This is a genomic window from Candidimonas nitroreducens, assembly GCF_002209565.1.
GTDB lineage: Bacteria > Pseudomonadota > Gammaproteobacteria > Burkholderiales > Burkholderiaceae_B > Candidimonas > Candidimonas nitroreducens.
Map to the genome: position 1 here is coordinate 1 of NZ_NJIH01000015.1, position 23,594 is coordinate 23,594.

The 23,594-nt window shown below is 63.0% G+C and carries 12 protein-coding genes; 11 read left to right on the forward strand and 1 reads right to left on the reverse strand.

Annotated features, from left to right (window positions below):
• Positions 1–88 precede the first annotated feature (88 nt).
• From CEY11_RS22135 to CEY11_RS22170, 7 genes are all read left to right on the forward strand, one after another.
• Positions 89–8,317 (forward strand): VCBS domain-containing protein, encoded by an 8,229-nt coding sequence (locus tag CEY11_RS22135; RefSeq protein ID WP_233155024.1) that lies wholly within the window; start codon positions 89–91, stop codon positions 8,315–8,317.
• A gap of 41 nt (positions 8,318–8,358) precedes the next feature.
• The gene (locus CEY11_RS22140) at positions 8,359–9,933 is read left to right on the forward strand and encodes a TolC family outer membrane protein (RefSeq protein WP_143323026.1); all 1,575 of its coding nucleotides are present in this window, start codon (positions 8,359–8,361) and stop codon (positions 9,931–9,933) included.
• Positions 9,930–12,320: a type I secretion system permease/ATPase gene (locus CEY11_RS22145; RefSeq protein WP_456297776.1), complete on the forward strand. Its 2,391-nt coding sequence runs from the start codon at positions 9,930–9,932 to the stop codon at positions 12,318–12,320. Before CEY11_RS22140 ends, CEY11_RS22145 begins: the two co-directional genes overlap by 4 nt.
• A complete protein-coding gene (locus CEY11_RS22155) occupies positions 12,317–13,555 on the forward strand; it encodes an HlyD family efflux transporter periplasmic adaptor subunit (protein WP_233155025.1) in 1,239 nt (412 codons plus the stop codon). The genes CEY11_RS22145 and CEY11_RS22155 overlap by 4 nt, the downstream gene beginning before the upstream one ends.
• Positions 13,556–13,648: 93 nt before the next feature.
• A complete protein-coding gene (gene bamE, locus CEY11_RS22160) occupies positions 13,649–14,098 on the forward strand; it encodes an outer membrane protein assembly factor BamE domain-containing protein (RefSeq protein ID WP_088605610.1) in 450 nt (149 codons plus the stop codon).
• A 370-nt stretch (positions 14,099–14,468) separates the two neighbouring features.
• Complete coding sequence (locus CEY11_RS22165; protein WP_143323029.1) at positions 14,469–15,002, forward strand: hypothetical protein; 534 nt, start codon at positions 14,469–14,471, stop codon at positions 15,000–15,002.
• Positions 15,003–15,049: 47 nt separating this feature from the next.
• Complete coding sequence (locus CEY11_RS22170; protein WP_158215418.1) at positions 15,050–16,318, forward strand: lysozyme inhibitor LprI family protein; 1,269 nt, start codon at positions 15,050–15,052, stop codon at positions 16,316–16,318.
• 232 nt (positions 16,319–16,550) lie between these two features.
• On the opposite strand, the gene CEY11_RS22175 is transcribed toward CEY11_RS22170, so the two are convergent.
• The gene (locus tag CEY11_RS22175; RefSeq protein WP_088605613.1) at positions 16,551–17,465 is read right to left on the reverse strand and encodes a LysR family transcriptional regulator; all 915 of its coding nucleotides are present in this window, start codon (positions 17,463–17,465) and stop codon (positions 16,551–16,553) included.
• Between the two features lie 336 nt (positions 17,466–17,801).
• Between CEY11_RS22175 and metE the strand changes: the two genes are divergently transcribed.
• The 4 genes from metE to sucD all read left to right on the forward strand — a co-directional run bounded on the left by metE (position 17,802) and on the right by sucD (position 23,121).
• Entirely contained in the window at positions 17,802–20,099 is a 2,298-nt protein-coding gene (gene metE, locus CEY11_RS22180) for a 5-methyltetrahydropteroyltriglutamate--homocysteine S-methyltransferase (protein ID WP_088605614.1), read from the forward strand.
• A 291-nt stretch (positions 20,100–20,390) separates the two neighbouring features.
• Positions 20,391–20,966, forward strand: coding sequence for a DUF2889 domain-containing protein (locus CEY11_RS22185; protein ID WP_088605615.1), 576 nt, complete (start codon positions 20,391–20,393; stop codon positions 20,964–20,966).
• Between the two features lie 90 nt (positions 20,967–21,056).
• A complete protein-coding gene (gene sucC, locus CEY11_RS22190) occupies positions 21,057–22,217 on the forward strand; it encodes an ADP-forming succinate--CoA ligase subunit beta (RefSeq protein ID WP_088605616.1) in 1,161 nt (386 codons plus the stop codon).
• A 22-nt stretch (positions 22,218–22,239) separates the two neighbouring features.
• Positions 22,240–23,121: a succinate--CoA ligase subunit alpha gene (gene sucD / locus CEY11_RS22195; protein WP_088605617.1), complete on the forward strand. Its 882-nt coding sequence runs from the start codon at positions 22,240–22,242 to the stop codon at positions 23,119–23,121.
• The last annotated feature ends 473 nt before the right edge of the window (positions 23,122–23,594 follow it).

A 23,594-nucleotide genomic window follows, 5' to 3' on the forward strand; every position in this document is an offset into this window, starting at 1 on the left:
TACCTATACGTACACGATCACCGACGGCGATGGGGACTCGAGCACGGCGACACTGACGATTACCATCAATGGCGCCGACGATGGCGTGATGGTGGATGTGCCGGGGAACCGGGCAGCCACCACGCCCGATGGGGTGACCACCGATCAGGTGGTGTTCGAGAGTGGCCTGGCCGAGGGTTCTGCGACGAACGAGGCAGACACCCAGGTCAACGCCAGCTTCACGGTGAAGGCGCTGGATGGGCTGAGCGAGAGCGGGGCGATCACGCTGTCGTACCAGGATGTAGACGGAGTGACGCAGACGAAGGTGCTGAGCCGGGCGGAGATCGAGGCGCTGGGCGGTACGGCGCAGCACATCGAGACGCAATACGGGACGCTGGAGCTCAATGGCTATCACCAGGCGGCAGACGGCACGCTGACGATCGACTACAGCTATGTGCTGACGAAGGCGCCGGAGGTGGCGGGGACGGATGTACTGGACAAGATCGGTGTGACGGCAGCCGATCGCAACGGGGATGTGGACGATACGAGCAGCATCGCGATCAAGATCGTCGATGATGCGCCCCAGGCCCACGCCGACGCCAGCAGCATTACGGAAGACGCGACGGAAGCCACGGTCAGTGGCAATGTGCTGGGAGAGGCCGGTGATACGGCGCCTGGGCTGGATGATGTGGCCGATACGCAGGGTGCCGATGGCGCGACAGTGACGGGTATCATCAGCAATAACGTCCCGGGCAATACGGCGGATGACAGTGTCAGCGGCGAGTTGACGATCAAGGGTGCATATGGGGCGGTGGTGATCCACGCCGATGGCAGCTACGACTACACACTGGACAACACGAATCATGATGTTGATGCGCTCAATGCTAACGACACGCTAGAGGACACGTTCAGCTACACGATCACGGACAGCGACGGGGATCCGAGTACGGCGACACTGACGGTCACCATCAACGGCAGCAACGACGACCCAGTCATTACCGAAAGCAATCAATCCGGCGCAGTAATTGAGGCTGGGAATCTCGATGACGGTACGGTGGTTCCTGGCGACCCCACTGTCAGTGGCAGTTTCACAGCATCGGATGTGGATAACGACACGTTCACCTGGAGCGTCATCGATCCGGACACCACCTACGGCACATTCAGCGTCGATTCCGCGACGGGGGTGTGGACTTATGAGCTGGACAACACGCTGGCCGCCACCCAGGCCCTGAACGAAGGCGACACCGTTGAACTGACCTACATCGTACAGGTGAACGACGGCTCGGGCGGCACGGACACGCGCAACGTCACCATCACCATCACCGGCACCAACGACTCGCCTGTAGCCAATGCCGATACCGGCACGGTCAAGGAAGCGGGCGTGGACAATGGCGATAACACTCCTACGGAAGGGATTCCGACCGCCACCGGCAACGTGCTGACCAACGATACCGATGTGGACGATGGCGAGAAGAAGACGCTGACAGTCAGCGAGGTGAGCTTTGACGGCGCAGTGGGCGAGTTGGGCACTGCGCTTGGGGGTGTCTATGGCTCCCTGGTGCTCAAGGAAGATGGCACATATACCTACACGCTGGCCAACGACGATCTCGACACTCAGGCGCTTCATCAGGGCGAAACTGTCACAGAGGTGTTCAGCTACACGACGGTGGATGCCATGGGCGCGACCAGCACCAGCACCTTGACCATCACTGTCACGGGCACCAACGATCAGCCCGGGATCACCTCGGTTGAGGCCGATGCTGCCGGCCAAGTGACCGAAAAGGGAACCGGGGTGCCGGGAGATGATACCGCCACTGGCACCCTGGCCGCCCACGACGTGGATACCGGTGCGACGCTGACATGGAGCATAGCGGGAACGGGAACCAACGGTACCTATGGAACGATCAGTATTGATCCAACCACGGGCAAGTGGACGTATACGCTGGATGATGACCGCGCCGCTACCCAGGGGCTAAATCATGGCGACACCGGGACGGAGACCTTCACTGCACGAGTGACCGACGAACACGGCGCGTATGACGAGCAGGTCATTACCGTCACCGTCAACGGTAGTGACGACAACCTCACGGGAGCGGGCGATGAAACCGTCCACTTGACTGAGGACGGCAGCGCCACTGGCACATTGCAGGATTATGTCTCCGACGTGGACGACGTCCTCAAGGTGACGACTTTCAAAGTCGACAATGACGGCGATGGGAACGACGAAACCTATACCCTTGGCGACAACTATACTTCCGGCGATGACATCATCCTTAAGGACGCGGTTGGCAACGTACTGGGCACCCTGACCATTGCGGAAAACGGCGCTTACACTTTTACGCCGGCGGAAAACTATGCCGGCGAGGTGCCGACTGTCACCTATACCATGGCCGAGTCCAGCGGCGGCACGGGAACGGTGACTCAGACGCTCACTTTTGAGATCGCCAAGGTAGCCGACACGCCTGCTCTGGAAGACGACAAGACCGTCCATACAAATGAAGACACCTCAGTGTCGCTGGACTTGGTCGCGCCGGGGATTACTGACACCGGAACGGGCGACGGTGCCATCACGCACGATTATTCCGAGCGTCTGGGCGAGATCACGCTGACGCTCAGCGGCGCCGGTGCCACTGGGGTGACCTTGGTCACCGGTACGATGGAGCTGGCCCCCGTGGACGGCAAGATCACCATCGTCCTCACCGACGTGGATCACGTCTCCAGCCTGCCAGCCGAAGACAATGCCCACGGCGTCTATTACCTGACCAAGGCTGAATATGAGGCGCTAGAGGCCAATCCTCCTGCCGAAAGCGGCCGGAACTTCACCGTCACCGTCAGTGCAACCAGCTATGAAGTGGATAGCACCGGTGCGATTCTTCCGGGCGTGGACGGGGCCACCAGCACGCAGACCATCGATGTCGATGTACAGGCCGTTACCGATGGCGCGAAATTGAGCATCGACGGCGCAGACAGCGCCAGCCTGTCGGTCGATGAAGACAATACCATCGATCTGACAAGCCATCTGACGTTTCATCTGAACGACACAGACGGAAACGCGGCCCTCGATACAGATGGCAGCGAGGAGTACCAGTACAGCATCTCAGGCCTGCCTGTAGGTGCGGTCGTCACTATTGGCGGCGTCGAAACCGTCATAAGTGCACTCGACCAGAAGGTGTCTTCGGCTTGGACCGATTCGGCCGAACCTCCGACTATCAAAGTCAAGCCGCCTGCCAATTTCAGCGGCGACATCGATGGCATCACCATCACGCTGGAATCGAAGGATACTGACATCGATTCAATCGGTGACATCAGCACCGTTAGCAGCTCTGTCGTGCTGGGTCTGCATGTCGATCCCATGGCAGGCGATGTAAGCGCCGCGGGTGTAACCACGCCGGAAGACACGGCTGTCCATTTCCTGCAGAACGTTGCCGTCACCGATACGGGCTCCGGTTCGGAAGTAATCGATTCCGTGACGTTTACGGTGCCGACGGGCTGGGAGGTCACTCCGCCGTCATCATCGGCGGAATGGAGTTATGACCTCACCGGTAGTACTGCCACGATCACCTTCGACGGCACACTGACTGAAGCCGAGCGTGAGGCCGTCCTTGACGGCTTTACGATTACACCGCCCGCGCACAGCAGCAAGGATGAAACGATCACGCTGTCGATCGAGACCACGGATAGCAATACGGTGAACGGATCGACCGTCACTGATACACAGACGGTCGACCGCGACGTGAAGATTACGGTAACGCCGGTGGCCGAGACCACTAATCAGGATGGAAACGCTTCGGGGAGCCTCGTCGATACTGACCACGACGGTTTCGCTGATTTGACGATGACTCAGGGCCATCCTTACGCCACGCCAGGTGAGGAAGACAAATGGTTCGATCTCAGCCAAGACGGCGCCTTCGACCTGGCCGAAGGCTGGGTTGACCAAGATTCCGGAGAAAAGCTATTCGCCCGCTTGACGCCGGAACTGGTTGCGGGCGATGGCGGCCCCTCCGGCGCGATAGGCTCGCAATTCAAGTGGATCGAAGGCGGTGTCGATCATATTGTCACCTACGTGGGTAGCCCCATCGATGTGCCGGTCGATGCATTGGGTACTTTGCAGTTCAAGGCGGCGCCAGATTTTTCTGGAAAATTCGACATCAAGGTTGAAGCCCATACCGTCGATATGGATGACGATGGCAATGGCGTGTCGTCGGAGGCAACCAGCGGCGAGTCGCACCTGGTCAATATTCTTATCAAGCCGGTGGCCGATGACGTGACCCTGACCCTGAGCGGTCACGCCAGCGGCAAGGAAGACACCAATATCCCGCTGGCCATCAATCCGACCAGCTCTGATCCTTCGGAAACTTTTGTCGTCACGATTTCCGGTATTCCCGACGGCGCTATCATTTACTACGGTGGGGTCGCGCAGACAGCCATCGACGGCAGCGTCAAAATCACTGACTTCAATACCGCCACAGACTTGTACATCAGCCCGCCGGCTAACAGTAACAAAGACTTCACGCTGCAAGTCCATGCCGATTCAGTGGACACGTTGATAATCGATGGCGATGGCGGTAGCCCGTACAGCAGTATCAATACGACTGGCCCTACGCTGAACATCGTCGTGGCTATGCACGGCGTCGCCGATACTGCTGTTGTCCAGCCAAAAATAGTGGCCAATTTCACCGAAGCTGATCTGGACGATGGCACCAAGTCCGTCAAGCTGTCTGATCTGGTGTCCGTATCGACTCCAGACGAGGACGGCTCCGAAACCTTGACCGTACGCGTGTCCGGGCTGCCTGACGGTTTCGCCCTTGACTCGGGGCTACTGGTCACCGACCACTCGATCACGGGAGAGGCCCGGGTCTGGGTACTGACCGAAGACCAGTTGGCCGATGCCACGATCACGGTGCCGGAGAACTATAGCGGCGAGGTGCACTTCAAGGTTGCTGGTGTTACGACTGAAGATGACGGGGATACGCATACCGGCACTGCGGTGCCCGTTACGTTCACGGTCACGCCTTCACCCGAAGCCGTCATGAGCACCAGCGCCACGATATCTGAAGACGCCCGATCCAATGTTGGCCTGCATATCGTGCACCAGCACGGGGATACCGACGAAACCCTGGCCGGGGTGCGTATCGATGCCAGCCAGTTCACCGACAAGAACTTTACGCTATATGTGGACGGTGCGCCCATCACCGATTTGACGGTTACCGACGGCTACTACATTCTGTCTCCGGAACAGGCGGCTACGTTGTCGGCCCAGGGCAGCGAGAATCTTGACGGCGATCTGGGCAGTTTTGCGTTCGAGTACCAAATTACGGATGCCGCCTCTGATGGCAGTGGTACGACGACAAGTCCCTGGACGCCGGCGACATTCGAAATCCATGCCACGGCGGTCACCGATCAGCCGAATGCATCCATAACGGCCATTGCGGGTACGCTGGACACCACCGTGTCAGACGATGCGAGCCCCGATACTGTTAGCGTGGAAGTGGCCGATATCGTAACGGTGAATTTCCACGTTGATTCCCCCGATACCGACGGCAGCGAACATCTGGTGCGTGTCGTCATCGACGGGGTGCCCGATGGAGTGACCGTGGGGGTGTCCGATGGAGAGGGCGGGGTGGTCGACGGCCGCTATCTGGGCGGCGGTCGCTGGCTGCTGGTGTATGACGGCGAGGATGCCAAGGCTATCGGCAGCGAGGGGCTAGATCTGTCGGTTCGATTCGATGTCAGTGGGCAGGCCGATAAAGGCGTTCACGACATCACCATGACTGCGCAAGTGCAGGACAATGGCAACGACCAGGCGAACGCGGGGCTTGTCGAAACTGACTCGGTAACGTGGCATCTGGAAACGACCGATGTTACCGACGGCCCCGCTGGCCCGGCGGAGAGTCCCGCACCCATTACCGAATGGGCCTATAACGATACCTCGGCGACCGAGGACAGCCCTTTTACGCTCGACGAAAAGATTGATGCGGGCGTCATGCTGCCGGGTATCGGCACGCACGCCTTCACGGTGACCCTGACCGACCTGCCTGGCGGTTCCAGTGTTGCGGGCATGGTTCATACCGTCATCGACGGGCACGACGTATGGACGGCGACCAAGCTCATTACCGTTGATGGCAGCACCACCCAGAACGACATCGATGATGCGCTTCAAGAGCTGTTGCACTCCATCAGCGTCACCCCGCCGCCCAACAGCAACGAGAACAACGCCACAGGAGGCTTCACCTTCGATGCCGACTTGACCACCTCGCTTGTCGGCGGCGCTGGTAGTGATGCTGTGAACACCCGGTCTGTCACGCCGACCATACCGGTCGAACCAGTGACTGACGAGGCGACGATTGCCATTGCCGGCACAGATAGTGAGCTTAATGAATCCGATACCAGCATCCCGTTCGACATCACCGTCAGCAATTTAGCCGACGGCAGCCACGGCATCATTGTCGACGGCAAACTGTACCTGCAGGTAGGCAGCACTACGTCGGCTCTGGATGGCGGTACGCTTTCGCTGATCGGTGCGGGAGATCACACTCTGACGACCGAGACGGATCCCGCAGGCTTGCCCTCCGGCACGTACTATGTCATCGATAAAGTCGATATGGGCGAGACGCTTCATTTCGACTACCAGCCTGACACCATGACCAAGGGGGATGTCACGGTTAAAACCTGGGTGACAAACCAGGAAGAAAATGCCAACCCTGTTCAAGTCGACAACAGCGCCACCCTAACGGTGGCTATCAGCAACGACGGGGCACAGATCACCAGCAATGCCGTCACCGGTGGCGAAGCTGCCGTTGCCGGTAAAGAGTCGCTGATCCAGTTGACCGGCCTTCAGGCAACTCTTATCGATGGCGACGGCTCAGAGAAGTTTCACTCCATTCTACTTTCGGATGTCCCCAGTGGTTTTCTAGTGTATATCGGCAATAGTGCAAGCGACGCCCACATGGCCAGCAATGCAGGGGGGCAGGACGGCATGAACACGTGGGTCATTTCCGAAGAGAGCCTCACGATGCCCGCTTACATTGCCATCCTGCCGCCAGCCCACTGGAGCGGCACGCTGTCTGGGCTGGAACTGATCGTCAAGTCCGGTGAAGATTCCTTGACCACTACGGTCACCGATACCCATGTACTGGAGCCTATCACCATTGATCCGATCGCCAATGGGATCACGCTCGACCCGACTCATGCATTTGGCACCGAAGGCCATATCATTCCAATAAACCTCAATGCGGCGATGGCTGACGCGACCGATGCCAGCATCACGGTCGGAACCAGCACAATTGAAGACACCAGCCAGGAAACCACGACGCTGAAACTCACCGGCCTGGGTGAGCACGCTTCTTTCTATATAGGCGGCGTGTTGATTGATGGGGTCGCGTATGACTCGGCAAATGGCGGTACCTACACGATCACTGGGCTGACCCAGGACGCCTTGCATAAGCTGGGCTTCATACAGGCGAGCTCCGATCTGCATGATCAGGATACGACGACGCCTGGGATGCAGATCGGGGTGGAAGCCTGGACGGTGGAAAGCGGGAATGGTGATGAGTCCGTTCACGACAGCAACACCATCACACTGAATGTGTCGAATCAGCTTGCCACCAACGGCGACAATTCCCTCATCTGGACCGGAAACAGCATCGATGGCCTTTCCGGTACGGATACGGTGCACTTCCGCCAGGGCGAGACGCTCAGCGGGACGGATCTTGCCGCCAAGCTGAGCAATATCGAAACCTTGGATCTGAGCATCAGCGGCGACAACAAAATCAACGATCTGACCCCCGAACAGGTACGCACCATCCTGGGCTCGGGCGGCGATTCCAGCGGTACGCTGACCGTACACGGCGACGGGGCAGGAGACAAGGTTGCACTGAGCGGCACCTGGACGAACAACCATGATGGTACCTGGACCGGCACTCTGGATGATGGCGTTTCCACCGTCAAGTTGATAGTGGATGGCGGCGCTTCGGTCGACGAAACAGCGGTCACTCCGGAATCCCAGGGGCTGTCTTTCTCGCCGATGTCGCTCATGCTGGATCTGCCCGACACGCAGTCCGACGGCAGCACCAGCGAATCCTCCTTTCTGTTCGATCAGGAAAGCACACTGCCGACGCTCGATTCCTTGCTGGCGGCGGCACCGGATGCCTCTTCCGGAGGGGCGGCTGGCAGTACCCATAGCTGGCTTCCGGGGCAGGAAACCGACAGCGGAACCTTGCCGCAGCCGGACTCCGCTTCCGGCAGCGGCGCGGCGGCCTACACGGCTTTCGTGCCCGATGTGCAGCAGCCGGACGACGAGCTGCACCATAGCCTGGCTCATGCGCACGCGGTGGCTTGATGTTGGCGAGACTCGACACCGCGCTATCTCGCGCAGCCGGCATGCAGCTTGATCCCAAGGCCGGTTCGGGCAGTGCGCCGCGAGGCCTGCCGGCACGGTTTGCACCGCCCGCCCTCGCCGCCGCCGCGGCTGCCGCCTGGCTGGCAGTGGCCTTGCCCGTGCGCGCGCAGACGCCGGCGCGGCCGCCCGCACCGGCTGCGGCGCAGGCCATGCCCCCGGTGCTGCTGCCCGCGTCGCCACAGCGGGCGCCCTCGCATCGAGAGCCTCCGCCTGCACCGAACCTGCTTTCCGGGCTCAGATCCGCCGCTGCGGCGGGCCAGGGCGCCGCGGCGCTTGGCATGCAGGAGGCGGTGAACCGGGCCGTGCGCTGGCATCCGTCGCTGCACAATGCGCGTAGCCAGCTGCTGCAGCAGACCGAGAGCATCGAAGCCGCGCGTTCGGGCTATTACCCCACGGTCACGGCAGGGGTCAGCAGCCAGGCCAGCAACAATCCCATAGGGGACACCGACAGCCAGCACCAGCATCTTGCGCAAATCTCGGTTACGCAAATGGTGTACGACTTCGGCAAAGTCGGCAGCCAGGTCGACCAGGCCATGGCGGCCAGCGGCGCGGCGCGTGCGCAGGTATTGCTGACCTTCGATCAAGTCATACGCAATACCGCCGAGGCATGGGTGGAAGTGAGCCGCAACGAGGCGCTGGTCGAGGTGGCAAAACAGCAGGTCGCTTCCCTGGAGGCGCTGACCAAGCTCGTCAAAGAACGCCAGGACAAGGGCGCCGGAACCTATTCCGATACCGCACAGGCCCAGGCACGCGTCGATGAGGCCCGAGTCGAGCTGCTGACCGCACAGTCGCAGGTGCGGCTCTGGCGCACCACCCTGATGCATTGGGTGGGCATGGAGATGCCGCCCCAGATCGCCGGCGCGCCCACGCCTGCCTTGAAGGGCACCTGCAAGGCGGACGCGGCCTCGAGGCGGGCGTCCGTGCAGTCCACGGCGGCGGTTCAGGTTGCCCAGTCGCAGCTGGAACAGGCGCGCGCCGGGCTGGATCTTGCCGAGGCACAGCTGCGGCCGACGCTGTCGGTCAGCGGGTCTGTGGGGCGGCGGCTGGGCGGAGACTACGGCTTGCCCGGCACGCCCCGGACGGACGCATCGGTCATGCTGAATTTCTCGATGCCTTTGTATGAAGGAGGGCGGCTGCAATCGGGCAAGCGCGCAGCCGGCTATGGCGTCTCTGCGGCCACGGCGGCGCTGGATCAGGCCCGGCTCGACGCGATCCAGGGCCTGCAGAACGCTGTGCTGCAGTGGCGCAAGTATTCCGGACGCATCCAGGTGCAGGCGGCGCGCGAGGCAAACATGCGCATCACCCGTGTTCTGTACCGCCAGCAGTACCTGCAGCTGGGCACCCGCTCCATGCTCGACCTGCTCAATGCCGAACAGGAATATTACTCCTCGCTTAATGACCAGATAGAAAGCAAGCATGAAATGTATCACCAAGAAATTGAATGCCTGTATTACATGGGCGGCCTGCGCAACGCCTTCAGCGAGGGCGAGGTCGTGTCGCACGCCATCAGTGCTCCGAACCTGCCGTCGCAGCACGTTGCCGGGGAAGTTCAATGAGCGCTAAACCCGCTTTTGCCGCACACGCGTTCGCTTCGGCCGGGCAGGCGGCCGATATGGATCACGGGGCGGCTGGCCAGGACAGTCTTGCATCCGGTTCCGATCGTTTGCCGCAACCATTGGCCGGCTGGTTCGATGCGGTGCTGGCCGTGGCGGCGCACTACCATCTGGACGTTTCCCGCGAACGCCTGCGTGTGGCTTTCGCCTGGGGGAACCCCCGAGGCCTGCAGGACAACGTGCGCGAAGCCGCCCGCCAGGCGGGATTGCGCCTGCGCTGGGTCAAGCCGCGCCTCGATGGCCTGAGCTCCTGGCGTCTGCCGCTGGCCGTGCAGTTGCGCGATGGCCAGGTGGCGGTCATCTCCGCCGTCACGGAAGAGGGCCTGCGCCTGAAGTTCAGCGGCGACCAGGGCTTGGACAGTACGGTCGCCCTGGACGATCTGCGCGCGTCCGTAGCGGCCATGGCTGTGCTGCGGCCGATCAAGTCGGCGCCCGACTCCCGGGTCGACGACTATTTCAAGCCGGTCAAGCGTCATTGGCTGCGCGACATCGTCTTCGCCGACCTGCGCCCCTACACGCATGTGATGGTCGCCTCGTTCGTGTCCAACCTGATGTCTCTGGCCGGCATCATGTTCTCGATGCAGGTGTATGACCGGGTCATCCCGGCGCAGTCGCAGCCCACGCTGTACGTGCTGTTTTCGGGCGTGATGCTGGCCCTGGTGTTCAGCTGGGTCATGCGCAATGCCCGTCTGCACATCATCGACGTGGTCGGCAAGCGCTCCGATCTGCGGATCTCCGACCGCGTATTCGGCCGCGCACTGCGCATACGCAATACGGCCAGGCCCAAGGCGACGGGCACGTTCGTGGCGCAGATACGCGAGCTTGAGCCCGTGCGCGACATGTTGACCTCGACCACGGTGGCGGCAATCGCGGATCTGCCGTTTTTCCTGCTGTTCTGCCTGATCTTCTGGTCTATTGCCGGCAGCCTCGTCTGGATACCTCTGGCGGCGTTCGCGCTGCTGATGCTGCCCAGCCTGCTGGCGCAGAAGCGCCTGCGCGCGCTGGCCCAGGAATGCATGCGCGAATCGTCGCTGCGCAGCTCCATGCTGGTTGAGGCTGTGCAGGGCATCGAGGACATCAAGCTGCTGCAGTCCGAGCCAAGTTTCCAGAATCAGTGGAACTATTACAACGCTATAGACGCCGACTCGAGCCTGCGCATGCGCGAGCTGTTGCATCAGCTCGGAAACTGGATCCAGGCCGTGCAGGGCGGGGCCTATGCCTTTGTCGTGTTTTTCGGTGCGCCCATGGTGATGTCGGGCGAAATAAGCACTGGTGTGCTGGTCGCCGCGTCGATTCTGTCTTCGCGCATGCTGGCGCCGCTGGCGGGGGTCGCGCAGGTGCTGAACCGCTGGCAGCAGGCCAGGGTGGCCACCGAGGCGCTCGATCAGTTGATGCAGCTGCCGGTGGATCATGCCGAGGACGGCACGCGGGTGCATCGTCCGGCCTTGATGGGCAAGTACGAATTGCGCCAGGCCATGTTCAGCTACGACGGCACCGTGCCCGCGCTGCGCGTGGGCAAGCTCGACATCCAGCCGGGCGAGCGCATTGCCGTGCTGGGGCGCAACGGTTCCGGAAAGTCGACGCTGCTGCAGGCGCTGTCCGGCCTGCTGGAGCCGCAAATGGGCAGGATTCTGCTCGACGATGTGGCGCTGGGTCACATCGATCCGGCCGATGTGCGCCGCGACGTATCGCTGCTGACCCAGAATGCGCGCCTGTTCTACGGCACGCTGCGCGAGAACATGCGGCTCGGCGCCCCCAATGCCACCGATGCCGAAATTGCGGCTGCATTGCATCGGGCGGGCGCCTGGGCCTTCGTGCAGCGCTTGCCGATGGGGCTGGATTACCCGGTGATGGAGGGCGGCCTGGGTTTGTCCGGCGGGCAGCGCCAGAGCCTGCTGCTGGCGCGGCTGCTGCTGCGTGATCCGCGGGTTCTGCTTCTGGACGAACCCACGGCCATGCTCGACGACGGTACCGAGCGGACGGTGATCGCGCAGTTGCGTGAGCTGGCGCACGGGCGCACCCTGGTGGTGGCCACGCATCGGCTGGCGCTGCTGGAACTCGTAGACAGAATCATCGTCCTGGACGGCGGAGCCGTTGCGCTGGACGGCCCCCGCGACACGGTGATCGAAACCTTGCGGCGCAATCGGGGCGCCCCGGTACAAGCGGCTGCCGCTGCCGCTGCGCAGCCTTCGGCACAGGCGCAAGAACAGGCGCAAGAACAGGCGCAAGAACAGGCGCAAGAACAGGCGCAAGAACAGGCGCAAGAACAGGCGGGCGCCGAGCCGCCGGCGCAAGACCCCCTGACGCTGGCCGAGGAGCAGCCGCAATGACCGCCGCAACGTCCGGAAATAATCTTCATGGCACCATGCCGGCATTGATCGTCGTGCCCGATGCCGAGCTGGCGCGCCTCGACGAAGCCGATGACTTTCACGCCAGCGGCGGAGCCAAAGTGGTCTGGATAATGGCCTTGTTCCTGGCTGTCTTCTTTCTGTGGGCCTGGAATTTCAAGATCGTCGAAGTGTCCAATGGCCCGGGCAAGGTCATACCCAGTTCCCGGGAGCAGCAGATCGCGTCTCTGGAAGGTGGCGTTCTGGCGCAGCTGGACGTGCATGTGGGCGATATCGTCCAGAAGGGGCAGGTGCTGGCTCGTCTGGATCCCACGCGCAGCGAATCGAGCGTCGGCGAGACGGCGGCTCAATATCGGGCGGCGCTGGCCAGCCAGGCGCGGCTGCAGGCAGAGATCGATGATCTGGACGAGATCAAGTTCCCTGCCGAGCTTGCTGGCTACCCTGAAGTGCGCGCGGCGGAAGTGTCGCTTTTCCAATCGCGCCAGCGTGGGTTGAAACAGACCCTTGCGGGGCTGGATGAGTCTCTGGGCCTGGTGCGCAAGCAGATCGGCATTACGCGTTCGCTGGTAAAAACAGGCGCGGCCAGCAATGTCGAGCTTATCCGCTTGCAGCGTGAGCAGGCCGATCTGGAACTCAAGGTCACCGAGACGCGATCCAACTATATGGTGCAGAGCCGCCAGGATCTGGCCAAGGTCGCCGCGCAGGTCAAGTCCTTGTCGTCGGTCGTGCGCGGGCGCGAGGACACGCTCAAGCGCACGACCCTGCGGTCACCGGTACGGGGCATAGTCAAGAGCATCGAAGTCACCACCATCGGCGGCGTGGTGCCGCCGAATGGCGCGCTCATGACGGTCGTGCCGCTGGATTCCCAACTGCTGGTCGAAGCGCACATTTCGCCGCGCGACATCGCCTTCATTCACCCCGACCAAAAGGCGCTGGTGAAGGTGACGGCATATGACTACTCCATCTATGGCGGCCTCGAGGGGCGTGTGGTGACGATATCTCCCGATACCGTGCGCGACAAGGTCAAGCCCGAGATCGTGTACTACCCGGTATACGTGCGCACGGACTCGGATGTGCTGATCAACAAGGCGGGAAAAAAATTTCCCATCGTGCCGGGGATGGTCACCACCACGGACATCCGTACCGGCAGCAAGACGGTGTGGGATTATTTGACCAAGCCGTTCAACAAGGCGCGTGAAGCGCTGCGCGAGCGGTGATGGCCGGGCAGGGGATGAGAGCCGTGCGCTGTCCTGAGGCATTGTGCGCGGCCCTATGGCGCGATTTGTCGTGAGGTTCAAAGAGAAACTTTTATGAAAACAGACCTTGTTAATTCTGGTTTTGTGCGTCCTGCCGCCCTGTCCGCCGTCGTACTGGCGATCGCGGGGTGCGCGGCGCACCATAACCCGAATGACCCAGTCAGCAATCCCGACAAGTTGAAGTATTCGGACGTCAATATGACGATTCCCGAATACGACGTGCCGTTCAAGCGCGACGGAGCCGTTGAAAATCCGGCATTGTTCAGGCAGATAGTGCCGGGCATGCAAGCCCAGGCGGTCGCCGGAAAATTGGGCCAGCCGCTCAGCCGCACCAACGGACAGGATGGCCCGGAGTGGAACTACAACTTCACGCTGCGCATGCCGGCCTCGCAGAACTACCTGGTGTGCCAGTACAAAGTGGTCTTCGACGACAGCCAGCGGCAGGTCAAGGAAACCGTGTGGCGCCGCCGCCAGTGCCTGGACATCGTCAACGGAGCGGCGTAGCCGTAATCCACGACATTCCCGCAAGGCGACGCGCCCGTGGCGGGTCTGGCGGAATGCGCGAACCTGCGCCAGGCCTATGCCTGCCGCGGGCGGCGCGTCGAGTGGGCATTCCCGAGCCGGATGACGGGGTACGGACACTCGGGGTGCCGATGGGGGTCGAACGGCTCATTCGAATAAATGAATCATTCCTGCTGGACATCTGATAGATTGATTCGCAGCAGGGCCTCGGCAGCCGCTTTTACATTGTATCTACTTTGTATTTGGCTTTTTTTGCCCGGCCCAATCACGGTCGCGCGGGGCCAGGTTTTTCCGATCGAATTTTTTCCGATCGAATGGCATCCGGCGGAACCGGGCATGTGCGAGGGCCAATATGAAGCAAACCAGATCCGCCGTTCGGCGTGCAACCGTTTTTTCCCGTATGCTGCTCGCGGCCGCCCTGGCCGTGCTGATACCGGTGGCGGTAGCGCCGGTCGCGGCACAGGGCGAGGAACCGCTGCGCTGGTTTGGCGATAGCTTCGACGATATAACCATGCTTGTCTACGGCGTACCCCACAGCGATTATGTCGCTGTGATCTTCGGGTGCAAACGGGGCGAGCGCTTCGTGAAGGTGGGTCTGCAAGACGAGGATAGCGGCGCCGAAGAGGGCGTGCCGCTGCCGGTACGCATGGCGGCGGCGGGCAGGCAGATCGAGTTTTCGGAAAAAGGGGTGCGCAACCAGGATTCGGGAGGCATCGAACTCCATGCCCGACTGCCTCTCGATGAGACCCTGCGGCGCATTCTGGGTTCGAGCGGGCGGCTCGACATTACGATAGCCGGGCGTACACAACACTATGACATGGCCGGTGCGGCCAAGCCGGCGGCCAAGATGCTTGCGGCCTGCGATGCGACGACGGCTGGCCAATGAAAACGCCTGGCTGGCCGCCCATGGCCGGGGTCTTGCGTATCGGAATCGTGGCCGCGGCATTGGCCGGACTGTTCGCGTGCGGCACGGCTCGGGCGGCCTCGGGAAAAGCGCAGGGGATCCCGGCAAGCTTCGATTGCGCCAAGGCCGAACGAGCGGCGGATCGCTTCATCTGTGCGCAGGCCGTGCTGCGCTGGCAAGATCTGGCCTTGTCGCGCGGCTACGCGGCCGCAAAAGCCTCCGTGGCCGAGCCGGCCCGCCGCGAGCTCGTGTCGAGCCAGCGCGATTGGATCCGCGAGCGTGACCGCCGCTGCGTGGCCGACCGCTCGTTCGCGGAATTGTCGGTGCCGTCCAGCGCGTTGCGCAAGCAGGCCTACGATTGCCTGAACACGGTTTACCTCGAGCGCCGCCGCGTGCTGCAGGATCTTGGCGTGAAGCCGCTGGCGCCGTCGGATATGGTCGAGATCGACCTGAAGGCGATTGCGGCGGAGCGCCCCGAGATCGTGGCGGGGCCCGGGCCGCGCATCGCCGATATCCAGGCATCGCCCGATGGCTCGATGCTGGCGATTCTGCTGCCCAGCCTGGAAATCGACCTTCCCGGCCAAGTCTGGCTCTATCGGGTCGCCGATCGCAAGTTGGCTGCGGCGACGCCGAAGCCGGACTTAGGGCCAGCCCATCCGGACGGCTCGCCAATGGCGATCCACTCGCTGGCCTGGCAAGGCCACACACTTTACGCGCGCGTCGCGGTATGGAGTCAAAGGAATCAAGCGGAACAAGGCGCCAGCGTCGTCTATGCGGCAACACTGGACGGCGGCCGCCGGCTGGACGAAGTGCCGGGCGGGGTTCGTTCATTGCTCGACGCTGCGGATCGGCGCGACGCTGTCGCACAGGACGAAGTGCCGCAAAGCGACTGGGACATTCTTGAAACGATCCGGGGCAATCGCCAATTCCTCGCCTGGGCCTATGATCTTGGCCACGGCACGATCGAGCTCAGGATGCGCGAACGTGTCTCCGGCTCGCCGTTCTATGTGGCGGCGTGGGGCTCGTGGGGCCTGGGGCAGTATCTCTTCGACACCCGCCGCTCGCGGCTCATCTATCCGGCCGACACGGGGCTCGTCATCCTCGACATGCACACCCGCCGCGAGCAACGCATTGCGGGCACCTCGCGCGGCGATCGTCCCTATGCGGTTTCCGCCGACCGTCGCCTGCTCGTCTGGTCGACTCGCAACCATTGCGGAGACGAATTCCTGGCCGAGCAAGACGATGATGCGCCAGAGCGCTTTTGTCTCGCACATCTACCGGGCCCGGGGGCTGGATAATACGCGCCTGTCGGTGTTGCCAATGTGCTGTTTTTCGCCGACCCCGAATCCTTAATCATCTCGTAAAAAGAATGAGCCGGCATGAAACGTGCGATTCAGCGTATGGCCGTGGCAGCGGCATACAAGGCGGCGATGACTGCGGCTTTGACGGCGGCTTTGACGGCGGCTTTGACGGCGCCCTGCTGCCGGAATGGTCGGGGAAAACCTCGCAGCCACTTACTGTGTACAGATCCTAAGCCGCCTTGATCCCGTCCAGCGTCTTGAAGCAGGTTTCGCGCGCCTGTTCCAGGAAGGCGTGGATGTAGCTGGCTTGCGCGTCTTCGACGCGGATGGCGGCGTGCAGCGTGCGCCAGACGCCGGCCTCGCCCAGGCGGCAGGTGCGCAGCCAGCCCTGGTTCAGGTATTCGGTCAGGGCCCAGTTGGGCAGGGCGGCTACGCCGCGCTGGCTGGCCACCAGCTGCACGATCATGGGGGTCAGCTCCGCCTTGCGGATCGCCGCGGGCTCGACGCCGGCCGGATCCAGGAATGCCGTATAGACGTCCAGCCGCTGTTTATCCACCGGGTAGGTGATGAGCACTTGGTCGGCGAGCTGTTGCGGCTCTATATACGCATACTGGGACAGCGGGTTGGCCGAGGCCACGGCCAGTACCAGCTCGTAGCTGAACAGCGGCAGGTATTGCACCGCTTCCATGGGCACGGGATCGGAGGTCACCACCACGTCCAGGTCGCCGCGCAGCAGGGCCGGCAGCGGTGCGAAGGCGAATGCCGCCGACAGATCCAGTGCCACGTCGGGCCAGTTCTGGCGGAACGCGTCCAGCGCCGGCATCAGCCACTGGAAGCAGGAATGGCAGTCTATGGCCAGATGCAGCCGCCCGGTGCGCCCGGCCGCCAGGCGCTGCAGCTCGCGTTCCGTGGCCTTGACGCGCGGCAGTATCTCGTCGGCCAGGGCCACCAGGCGCAGGCCGGCCGTGCTCAGCCGCGCCGGCCGGGTGCGCCGGTTCAGCAAAGGTGTCTTGAGGCGCACTTCCAGGTCTCGCAGCTGGTGCGAAAGGGCCGACTGCGTGACGTGCAGGTGCTCGGCGGCTTCCTGCAGGCTGCCGGTATCGCGTATGGCGCTCAGGGTTTCGAGATGGCGGATTTCCAGCATGGCGGGTGTTGAAAAATAGGGTTGTCGGGCGAGGCTGAGGCTGCAATCGCTGGGCGCGGTCGCTGTGGCCACGCGAGGCCGAGGCGGCCAGGGGCCGCGCTGGGCTGCCCCCTATTTGTGCCCGGGCCTGGAACCGCGAACCACGGACGCCATGCCTGGCTATGGCATGGCTCATGCCCGGCACGGGCACGACGTGGCGGAGGCATTACGTACTTCGTTTGTTTTATTTTATATGAAAAATACTCAAGTTATACATGTGCAATTTGATTTTGCTGCGCTGCTCCATAGTGGGAAAATGATCAATGTGAACAAGACTATTTGAAACAGAGATTTAAAATGAGCGTTTTTCATAATTTAGGCTTTCCGCGCATCGGCGTCCAGCGCGAACTGAAATGGGCGCAAGAGGCCTACTGGGCGGGCCGGCAGGATGCCGCCGCGCTGGCCGAGACCGGCAAGACGCTGCGTGCGCGCCACTGGGCGCTGCAGGCCAAGGCTGGCGCGGCCTTCGTGCCGGTGGGCGACTTTGCCTGGTACGACCAGATTCTGGAATGGACGACGCTGCTGGGCGCCGTGCCGGCGCGCTTCGGCCAGCCCGACAACGAGCCGGTCAGCCTGGACACCTTGTTCCGGATGGCGCGCGGGCGCGCGCCCACCGGCCGTCCGGCGGCGGCCTGCGAAATGACCAAATGGTTCGACACCAACTACCACTACATCGTGCCCGAGCTGGTGCCCGGGCAGCAATACCGCATTGCCCGTGAAGACCTGTTCGAGCAGACGAGCGAAGCGCTGCAGCAGGGCTATCGCCCCAAGGTAGTGATCCCCGGCCCGCTGACCTGGCTGTGGCTGGGCAAGGGCGATGCCTACACGGGCGGCGCCGCCGATGAGGCCAAGCTGCAACTGCTGGACAGCTTGCTGCCTGTGTACGAGCAGGTGTTGCAGCGCCTGCAGGGCCTGGGCGTGGAATGGGTGCAGATCGACGAGCCGGTGCTGGTGCTGGACTTGCCCGAAGCATGGCGCCGCGCCTACGCCGGCGTGTACGGGCGCCTGGCCGCGGCCGGCCCCAAGGTGCTGCTGGCCACTTATTTCGGCGCGCTGGGCGACAACCTGCCGCTGCTGAGCGAGCTGCCCGTGCATGGCGTGCATGTGGACTTGGTTCGCGCCCCGCAGCAGCTCGAGCCGGTGCTGCAGGTGCTGCGTGCCGACCAGGTGCTGTCGGCCGGTGTCGTCAACGGCCGCAATATCTGGCGCACCGACCTGGATGCCGCGCGCGAGCTGCTGGCGCCGGTGCAGGCGCAGCTGGGCGATCGCCTGTGGCTGGCGCCTTCGTGCTCGCTGCTGCACGTGCCGGTCGACCTGGCCGGCGAGACCGAGCTGGACGCCGAACTGAAGAGCTGGCTGTCGTTCGCGACCCAGAAGCTGGACGAGTTGCGCTGGCTGGCGGGCTCGCTGTCCGGCCAGCCCGACGCCGACACCCAAGCGGCGCTGCAGCAGCAGCGCCAGGCGCTGCAGGCGCGCCGCGCCTCGCCGCGCATCCATAATGCCGCGGTACAGAAGCGCCTGGGCGAGGCCGATGGCCTGAGCCGCACGCGCACGCCGTTTGCCCAGCGCATCGCGCGCCAGCAGGAAGTGCTGAAGCTGCCGCCGTATCCCACCACCACCATAGGCTCGTTCCCGCAGACCGTTCAGATCCGAACCCTGCGCCGCGACTGGAAGGCCGGCACGCTAAGCGATGCGGCCTACGAAAAGGCCATACGCGCCGAGATCGAGCAGGTGGTGCGCTTCCAGGAACGCATAGGCCTGGACGTGCTGGTGCACGGCGAGCCCGAGCGCAACGACATGGTCGAGTACTTCGGCGAGCTGCTGGCCGGCTTCGCCTTCACCCGCAACGGCTGGGTGCAAAGCTACGGCTCGCGCTGCGTCAAGCCGCCGGTCATCTTCGGCGACGTGGCGCGCCCGATGCCCATGACGGTGGCCTGGGCCGCGTACGCCCAGTCGCTGACCGACAAGCCGGTCAAGGGCATGCTGACCGGCCCGGTCACGATTCTACAGTGGTCCTTCGTGCGCGACGACCAGCCGCGCAGCACGACCTGCCGCCAGCTGGCCCTGGCGCTGCGCGACGAGGTGGTCGACCTGGAGCAGGCCGGCATCGGCGTCATCCAGATCGACGAGCCGGCCTTCCGCGAAGGGCTGCCGCTGCGCCGCGCCGACTGGGCCGAGTACCTGGCCTGGGCGGTCGACAGTTTCCGCCTGTCCACGGCCGGGGTGCGCGACGAGACGCAGATCCATACCCATATGTGCTATTCCGAGTTCAACGACATCATCGATTCGATCGCCGCGATGGACGCGGACGTGATCACCATCGAGACCTCGCGCTCGAATATGGAGCTGCTGGGCGCCTTCGAGGACTTCCGCTACCCCAACGATATCGGCCCGGGCGTCTACGACATCCATTCGCCCAACGTGCCCGACGTCGACTGGATGGTGGGCCTGATGCACAAGGCCGCCGCGCGCCTGCCCGCCGAACGCCTGTGGGTGAACCCCGACTGCGGGCTCAAGACCCGCGCCTGGCCCGAGACCGAGGCGGCGCTGGTTGCCATGGTCGAGGCCGCGCAGGAACTGCGCAAGGCGGCTTGATCGCCGGGCAGGGCCGGCCTGACGGCCGCCCGCCTGGGCAAGTGCAGGGCCGCCCCGCGGATTGACGCTGCGGGGCGGCGCCTGCCCGGCCGGCACCTTTACAGGTTTGCGATTAAAACGGCAAGCGCGTTGAGCTGGCAAGGCGCGAAGCCGCCGGCAGTACAAGTAGTACTGGCCGGGCGAAGCAGCGCTATTATCTTTTTGAGCGCGAATTCGTATCATAGGGTAGGGGCGAGCGGCTGCGTTATACTTGCAAGGTTTATTCGTCCACAGCCGTTTTCCGCTTCGTACATGCCCCTGTCGCCCCCCAGTGTCTCGCGCGAGCCGTTGCATACGCGTTCCATACGCGTAGACTCATACGCCCGGGAAGACGGCCAGTGGGATCTCGAAGCCGAACTCGTCGACACCAAGGGCTACGATTTCCCGCGGCACAGCGGCGCCGTCCACAAGGCCGGCACGCCCGTGCATCACATGCACTTGCGCGTCACCATCGACGAGCAGTTCACCATCACGGCGGCCGAGGCCGCCTACGATGCGGCCCCCTACGACACCGAATGCAGCGCCATCGCCCCCGACTACGCGTCGCTGGTGGGTATGAACCTGCTGCGCAGCTTCCGCCAGACAGTCAAAGAACGCTTCGGGCGCACGGCGGGCTGTACGCACATGACCGAGCTTTCCTACGTGCTGCCGACGGTGGCGGTGCAAACCATGTCCAATCGCAGGCGCCTGGAAAGGCTGGCCTCGGCCACGCCCAAGAAGCCCTTCCAGCTCGACGGCTGCCATGCGCTGCGTCTGGACGGCTCGGTGGCCCAAGAGTTTTATCCCCAGTGGTATGTGGCCCCGGGGGCCAGGGAGAAACGCAAATAACCCTGTTTCCGTCCGGCGCGCGTCATGGTGCCGGCGGCCCTGTTGCGCGGGCTCTTTTTTCTCATATCTTTACGTACTGACAGGTCATAAATGAAAATTCACGAGTATCAAGGCAAGGAACTGCTGAAGAAATTTGGCGTCACCGTGCCGCGCGGTTTTCCTGCATTTTCCGTGGAAGAGGCCGTTGCCGCGGCCGAGAAGCTGGGCGGCCCGGTCTGGGTCGTGAAGGCGCAGATCCACGCCGGCGGCCGGGGCAAGGGCGGCGGCGTGAAGCTGGCGCGCTCCATCGAGGAAGTGCGTGATCTGGCTACCCAGATCCTGGGCATGCAGTTGGTCACGCACCAGACCGGCCCCGAGGGCCAGAAGGTGCGCCGCCTGCTGGTCGAAGAGGGCGCCGACATCAAGAAGGAATACTACGTCGGCATCGTCACCGACCGCGCCTCGCAGCGCGTGTGCGTGATGGCTTCCAGCGAAGGCGGCATGGAAATCGAAGAAGTCGCCGAAAAGTCGCCGGAAAAGATCCTGAAAGTGTTTGTCGACCCGACCGCGGGCCTGACCGATGCCGAAGCGGCCAAGCTGGCCGAGGGCATCGGCGTTCCCGCCGCCTCGGTAGGCAAGGCCGCGGCCGAGTTCCAGAAGCTCTACAAGGCTTACTGGGAAACCGACGCCTCGCTGGCCGAGATCAACCCGCTGATCCTGACCGGTTCGGGCGACATCATCGCGCTGGACGCCAAGTTCAATTTCGATTCGAACGCGCTGTTCCGCCACCCCGAGATCATCGCCTACCGCGACCTCGACGAGGAAGATCCGGCCGAAATCGAAGCCAGCAAGTACGACCTGGCCTATATCCAGCTGGACGGCAATATCGGCTGCCTGGTCAACGGCGCCGGCCTGGCCATGGCCACCATGGACACCATCAAGCTGTTCGGCGGCGAGCCGGCCAACTTCCTGGACGTGGGCGGCGGCGCGACGGCCGAGAAGGTTACCGAAGCCTTCAAGATCATGCTCGGCAACGCCAGCGTCAAGGCGATCCTGGTCAATATCTTCGGCGGCATCATGCGCTGCGACGTGATCGCCGAGGGCGTGATCGCGGCCTGCAAGGCCGTCAACCTGAGTGTGCCGCTGGTCGTGCGCATGAAGGGCACCAATGAAGAGCTCGGCAAGAAGATGCTGGCCGAATCGGGCCTGCCCATCATCAGCGCCGACACCATGGCCGAAGCTGCGACCCGCGTCGTGGCCGCCGTGAAGTAAGAATATTGCCGAGGATTTGTAAATGTCGATTCTGATCAATAAAGATACCAAAGTCATCACGCAGGGCATCACCGGCAAGACCGGCCAGTTCCACACCCGCATGTGCCGCGACTATGCCAATGGCCGCGCGGCCTTCGTGGCCGGCGTGCATCCCAAGAAGGCGGGCGAGAACTTCGAGGGCATACCTATTTACGCTTCGGTCAAGGATGCGAAGGCCGAGACCGGCGCCACGGTTTCCGTGATCTACGTGCCGCCGGCGGGCGCCGCCGCGGCGATCTGGGAGGCGGTCGAGGCTGACCTGGATCTGGTCATTTGCATTACCGAGGGCATTCCGGTGCGCGACATGCTGGAAGTGCGCAACCGCATGCGCGACCAGAAGCGCAAGACGCTGCTGCTGGGGCCGAACTGCCCAGGCCTGATCACGCCGGACGAAATCAAGATCGGCATCATGCCGGGGCACATTCACCGCAAGGGCCGCGTCGGCATCGTCAGCCGCTCGGGCACGCTGACTTATGAGGCAGTGGGCCAGGTTACCGAGCTGGGGCTGGGGCAGTCCAGCGCGGTGGGCATCGGCGGCGACCCGATCAACGGGCTGAAGCACATCGATATTCTGCAGATGTTCAATGATGATCCGGAAACGGATGCGGTGATCATGATCGGCGAGATCGGCGGGCCGGACGAGGTGAATGCGGCGCGTTGGGCGAAGGACAATATGAAGAAGCCGGTGGTGGGCTTTATTGCCGGCGTGACGGCGCCTCCGGGCAAGCGCATGGGCCATGCGGGCGCGCTGATTTCCGGCGGGGCCGATACGGCGGATGCGAAGCTGGAGATCATGGAAGCCTGCGGGATCAAGACTACGCGCAACCCGTCGGAGATGGGGAAGTTGTTGAAGTCGGTGCTGTAGTTGTAGGGAGGGTGCCGGCCTGCGGCCGGCGCTTGACCTGGAGCGGCTCGTCGGTTGGCGGGCCGTTTTGTTTCTGGGGCGTGGGTTCGTGTGTCGGCGGGTTTTGTGCGTCGACGGCTGGGGTTCTTTAGACGCGGCCTAGAACGGGGTACCTCCTTCCGGTTCGATGACCCGCTCACCTCCAGGAGGCACCCCGTTCTCTCCGCTCGTTTTGTAGGCGGGTGGATGACGTTTGTCGTGGGGGGTTGGCGGGCTGGTTCTTTTGACGCGGCCTCGGGTGTTGTTTCTGGGGCGTGGAGGGTATGGGGGGAAACCCGGTTTTTTGGTGAAAATGAAAGATTGCTTACGTATAACTGACTATAATGCCAGACGTGCCGCAGTTTGGCCGCCGGCAGGAATGGCTTCTGACAATGCGCCCGAGTCTGATGCGCCCGCAGGGGGACGCAGCAGCCGGGCGGCTTCGTTGGGGGGTG

Bases quoted from the DNA above. Each gene is read 5' to 3' on its own strand.
- CEY11_RS22135 (WP_233155024.1), top strand. From the start codon at position 89: ATGGTGGATGTGCCGGGGAACCGGGCAGCCACCACGCCCGATGGGGTG.
- CEY11_RS22140 (WP_143323026.1), top strand. From the start codon at position 8,359: ATGCAGCTTGATCCCAAGGCCGGTTCGGGCAGTGCGCCGCGAGGCCTG.
- CEY11_RS22145 (WP_456297776.1), top strand. From the start codon at position 9,930: ATGAGCGCTAAACCCGCTTTTGCCGCACACGCGTTCGCTTCGGCCGGG.
- CEY11_RS22155 (WP_233155025.1), top strand. From the start codon at position 12,317: ATGACCGCCGCAACGTCCGGAAATAATCTTCATGGCACCATGCCGGCA.
- bamE (WP_088605610.1), top strand. From the start codon at position 13,649: ATGAAAACAGACCTTGTTAATTCTGGTTTTGTGCGTCCTGCCGCCCTG.
- CEY11_RS22165 (WP_143323029.1), top strand. From the start codon at position 14,469: ATGAAGCAAACCAGATCCGCCGTTCGGCGTGCAACCGTTTTTTCCCGT.
- CEY11_RS22175 (WP_088605613.1), bottom strand. From the start codon at position 17,465: ATGCTGGAAATCCGCCATCTCGAAACCCTGAGCGCCATACGCGATACC.
- metE (WP_088605614.1), top strand. From the start codon at position 17,802: ATGAGCGTTTTTCATAATTTAGGCTTTCCGCGCATCGGCGTCCAGCGC.
- CEY11_RS22185 (WP_088605615.1), top strand. From the start codon at position 20,391: ATGCCCCTGTCGCCCCCCAGTGTCTCGCGCGAGCCGTTGCATACGCGT.
- sucC (WP_088605616.1), top strand. From the start codon at position 21,057: ATGAAAATTCACGAGTATCAAGGCAAGGAACTGCTGAAGAAATTTGGC.
- sucD (WP_088605617.1), top strand. From the start codon at position 22,240: ATGTCGATTCTGATCAATAAAGATACCAAAGTCATCACGCAGGGCATC.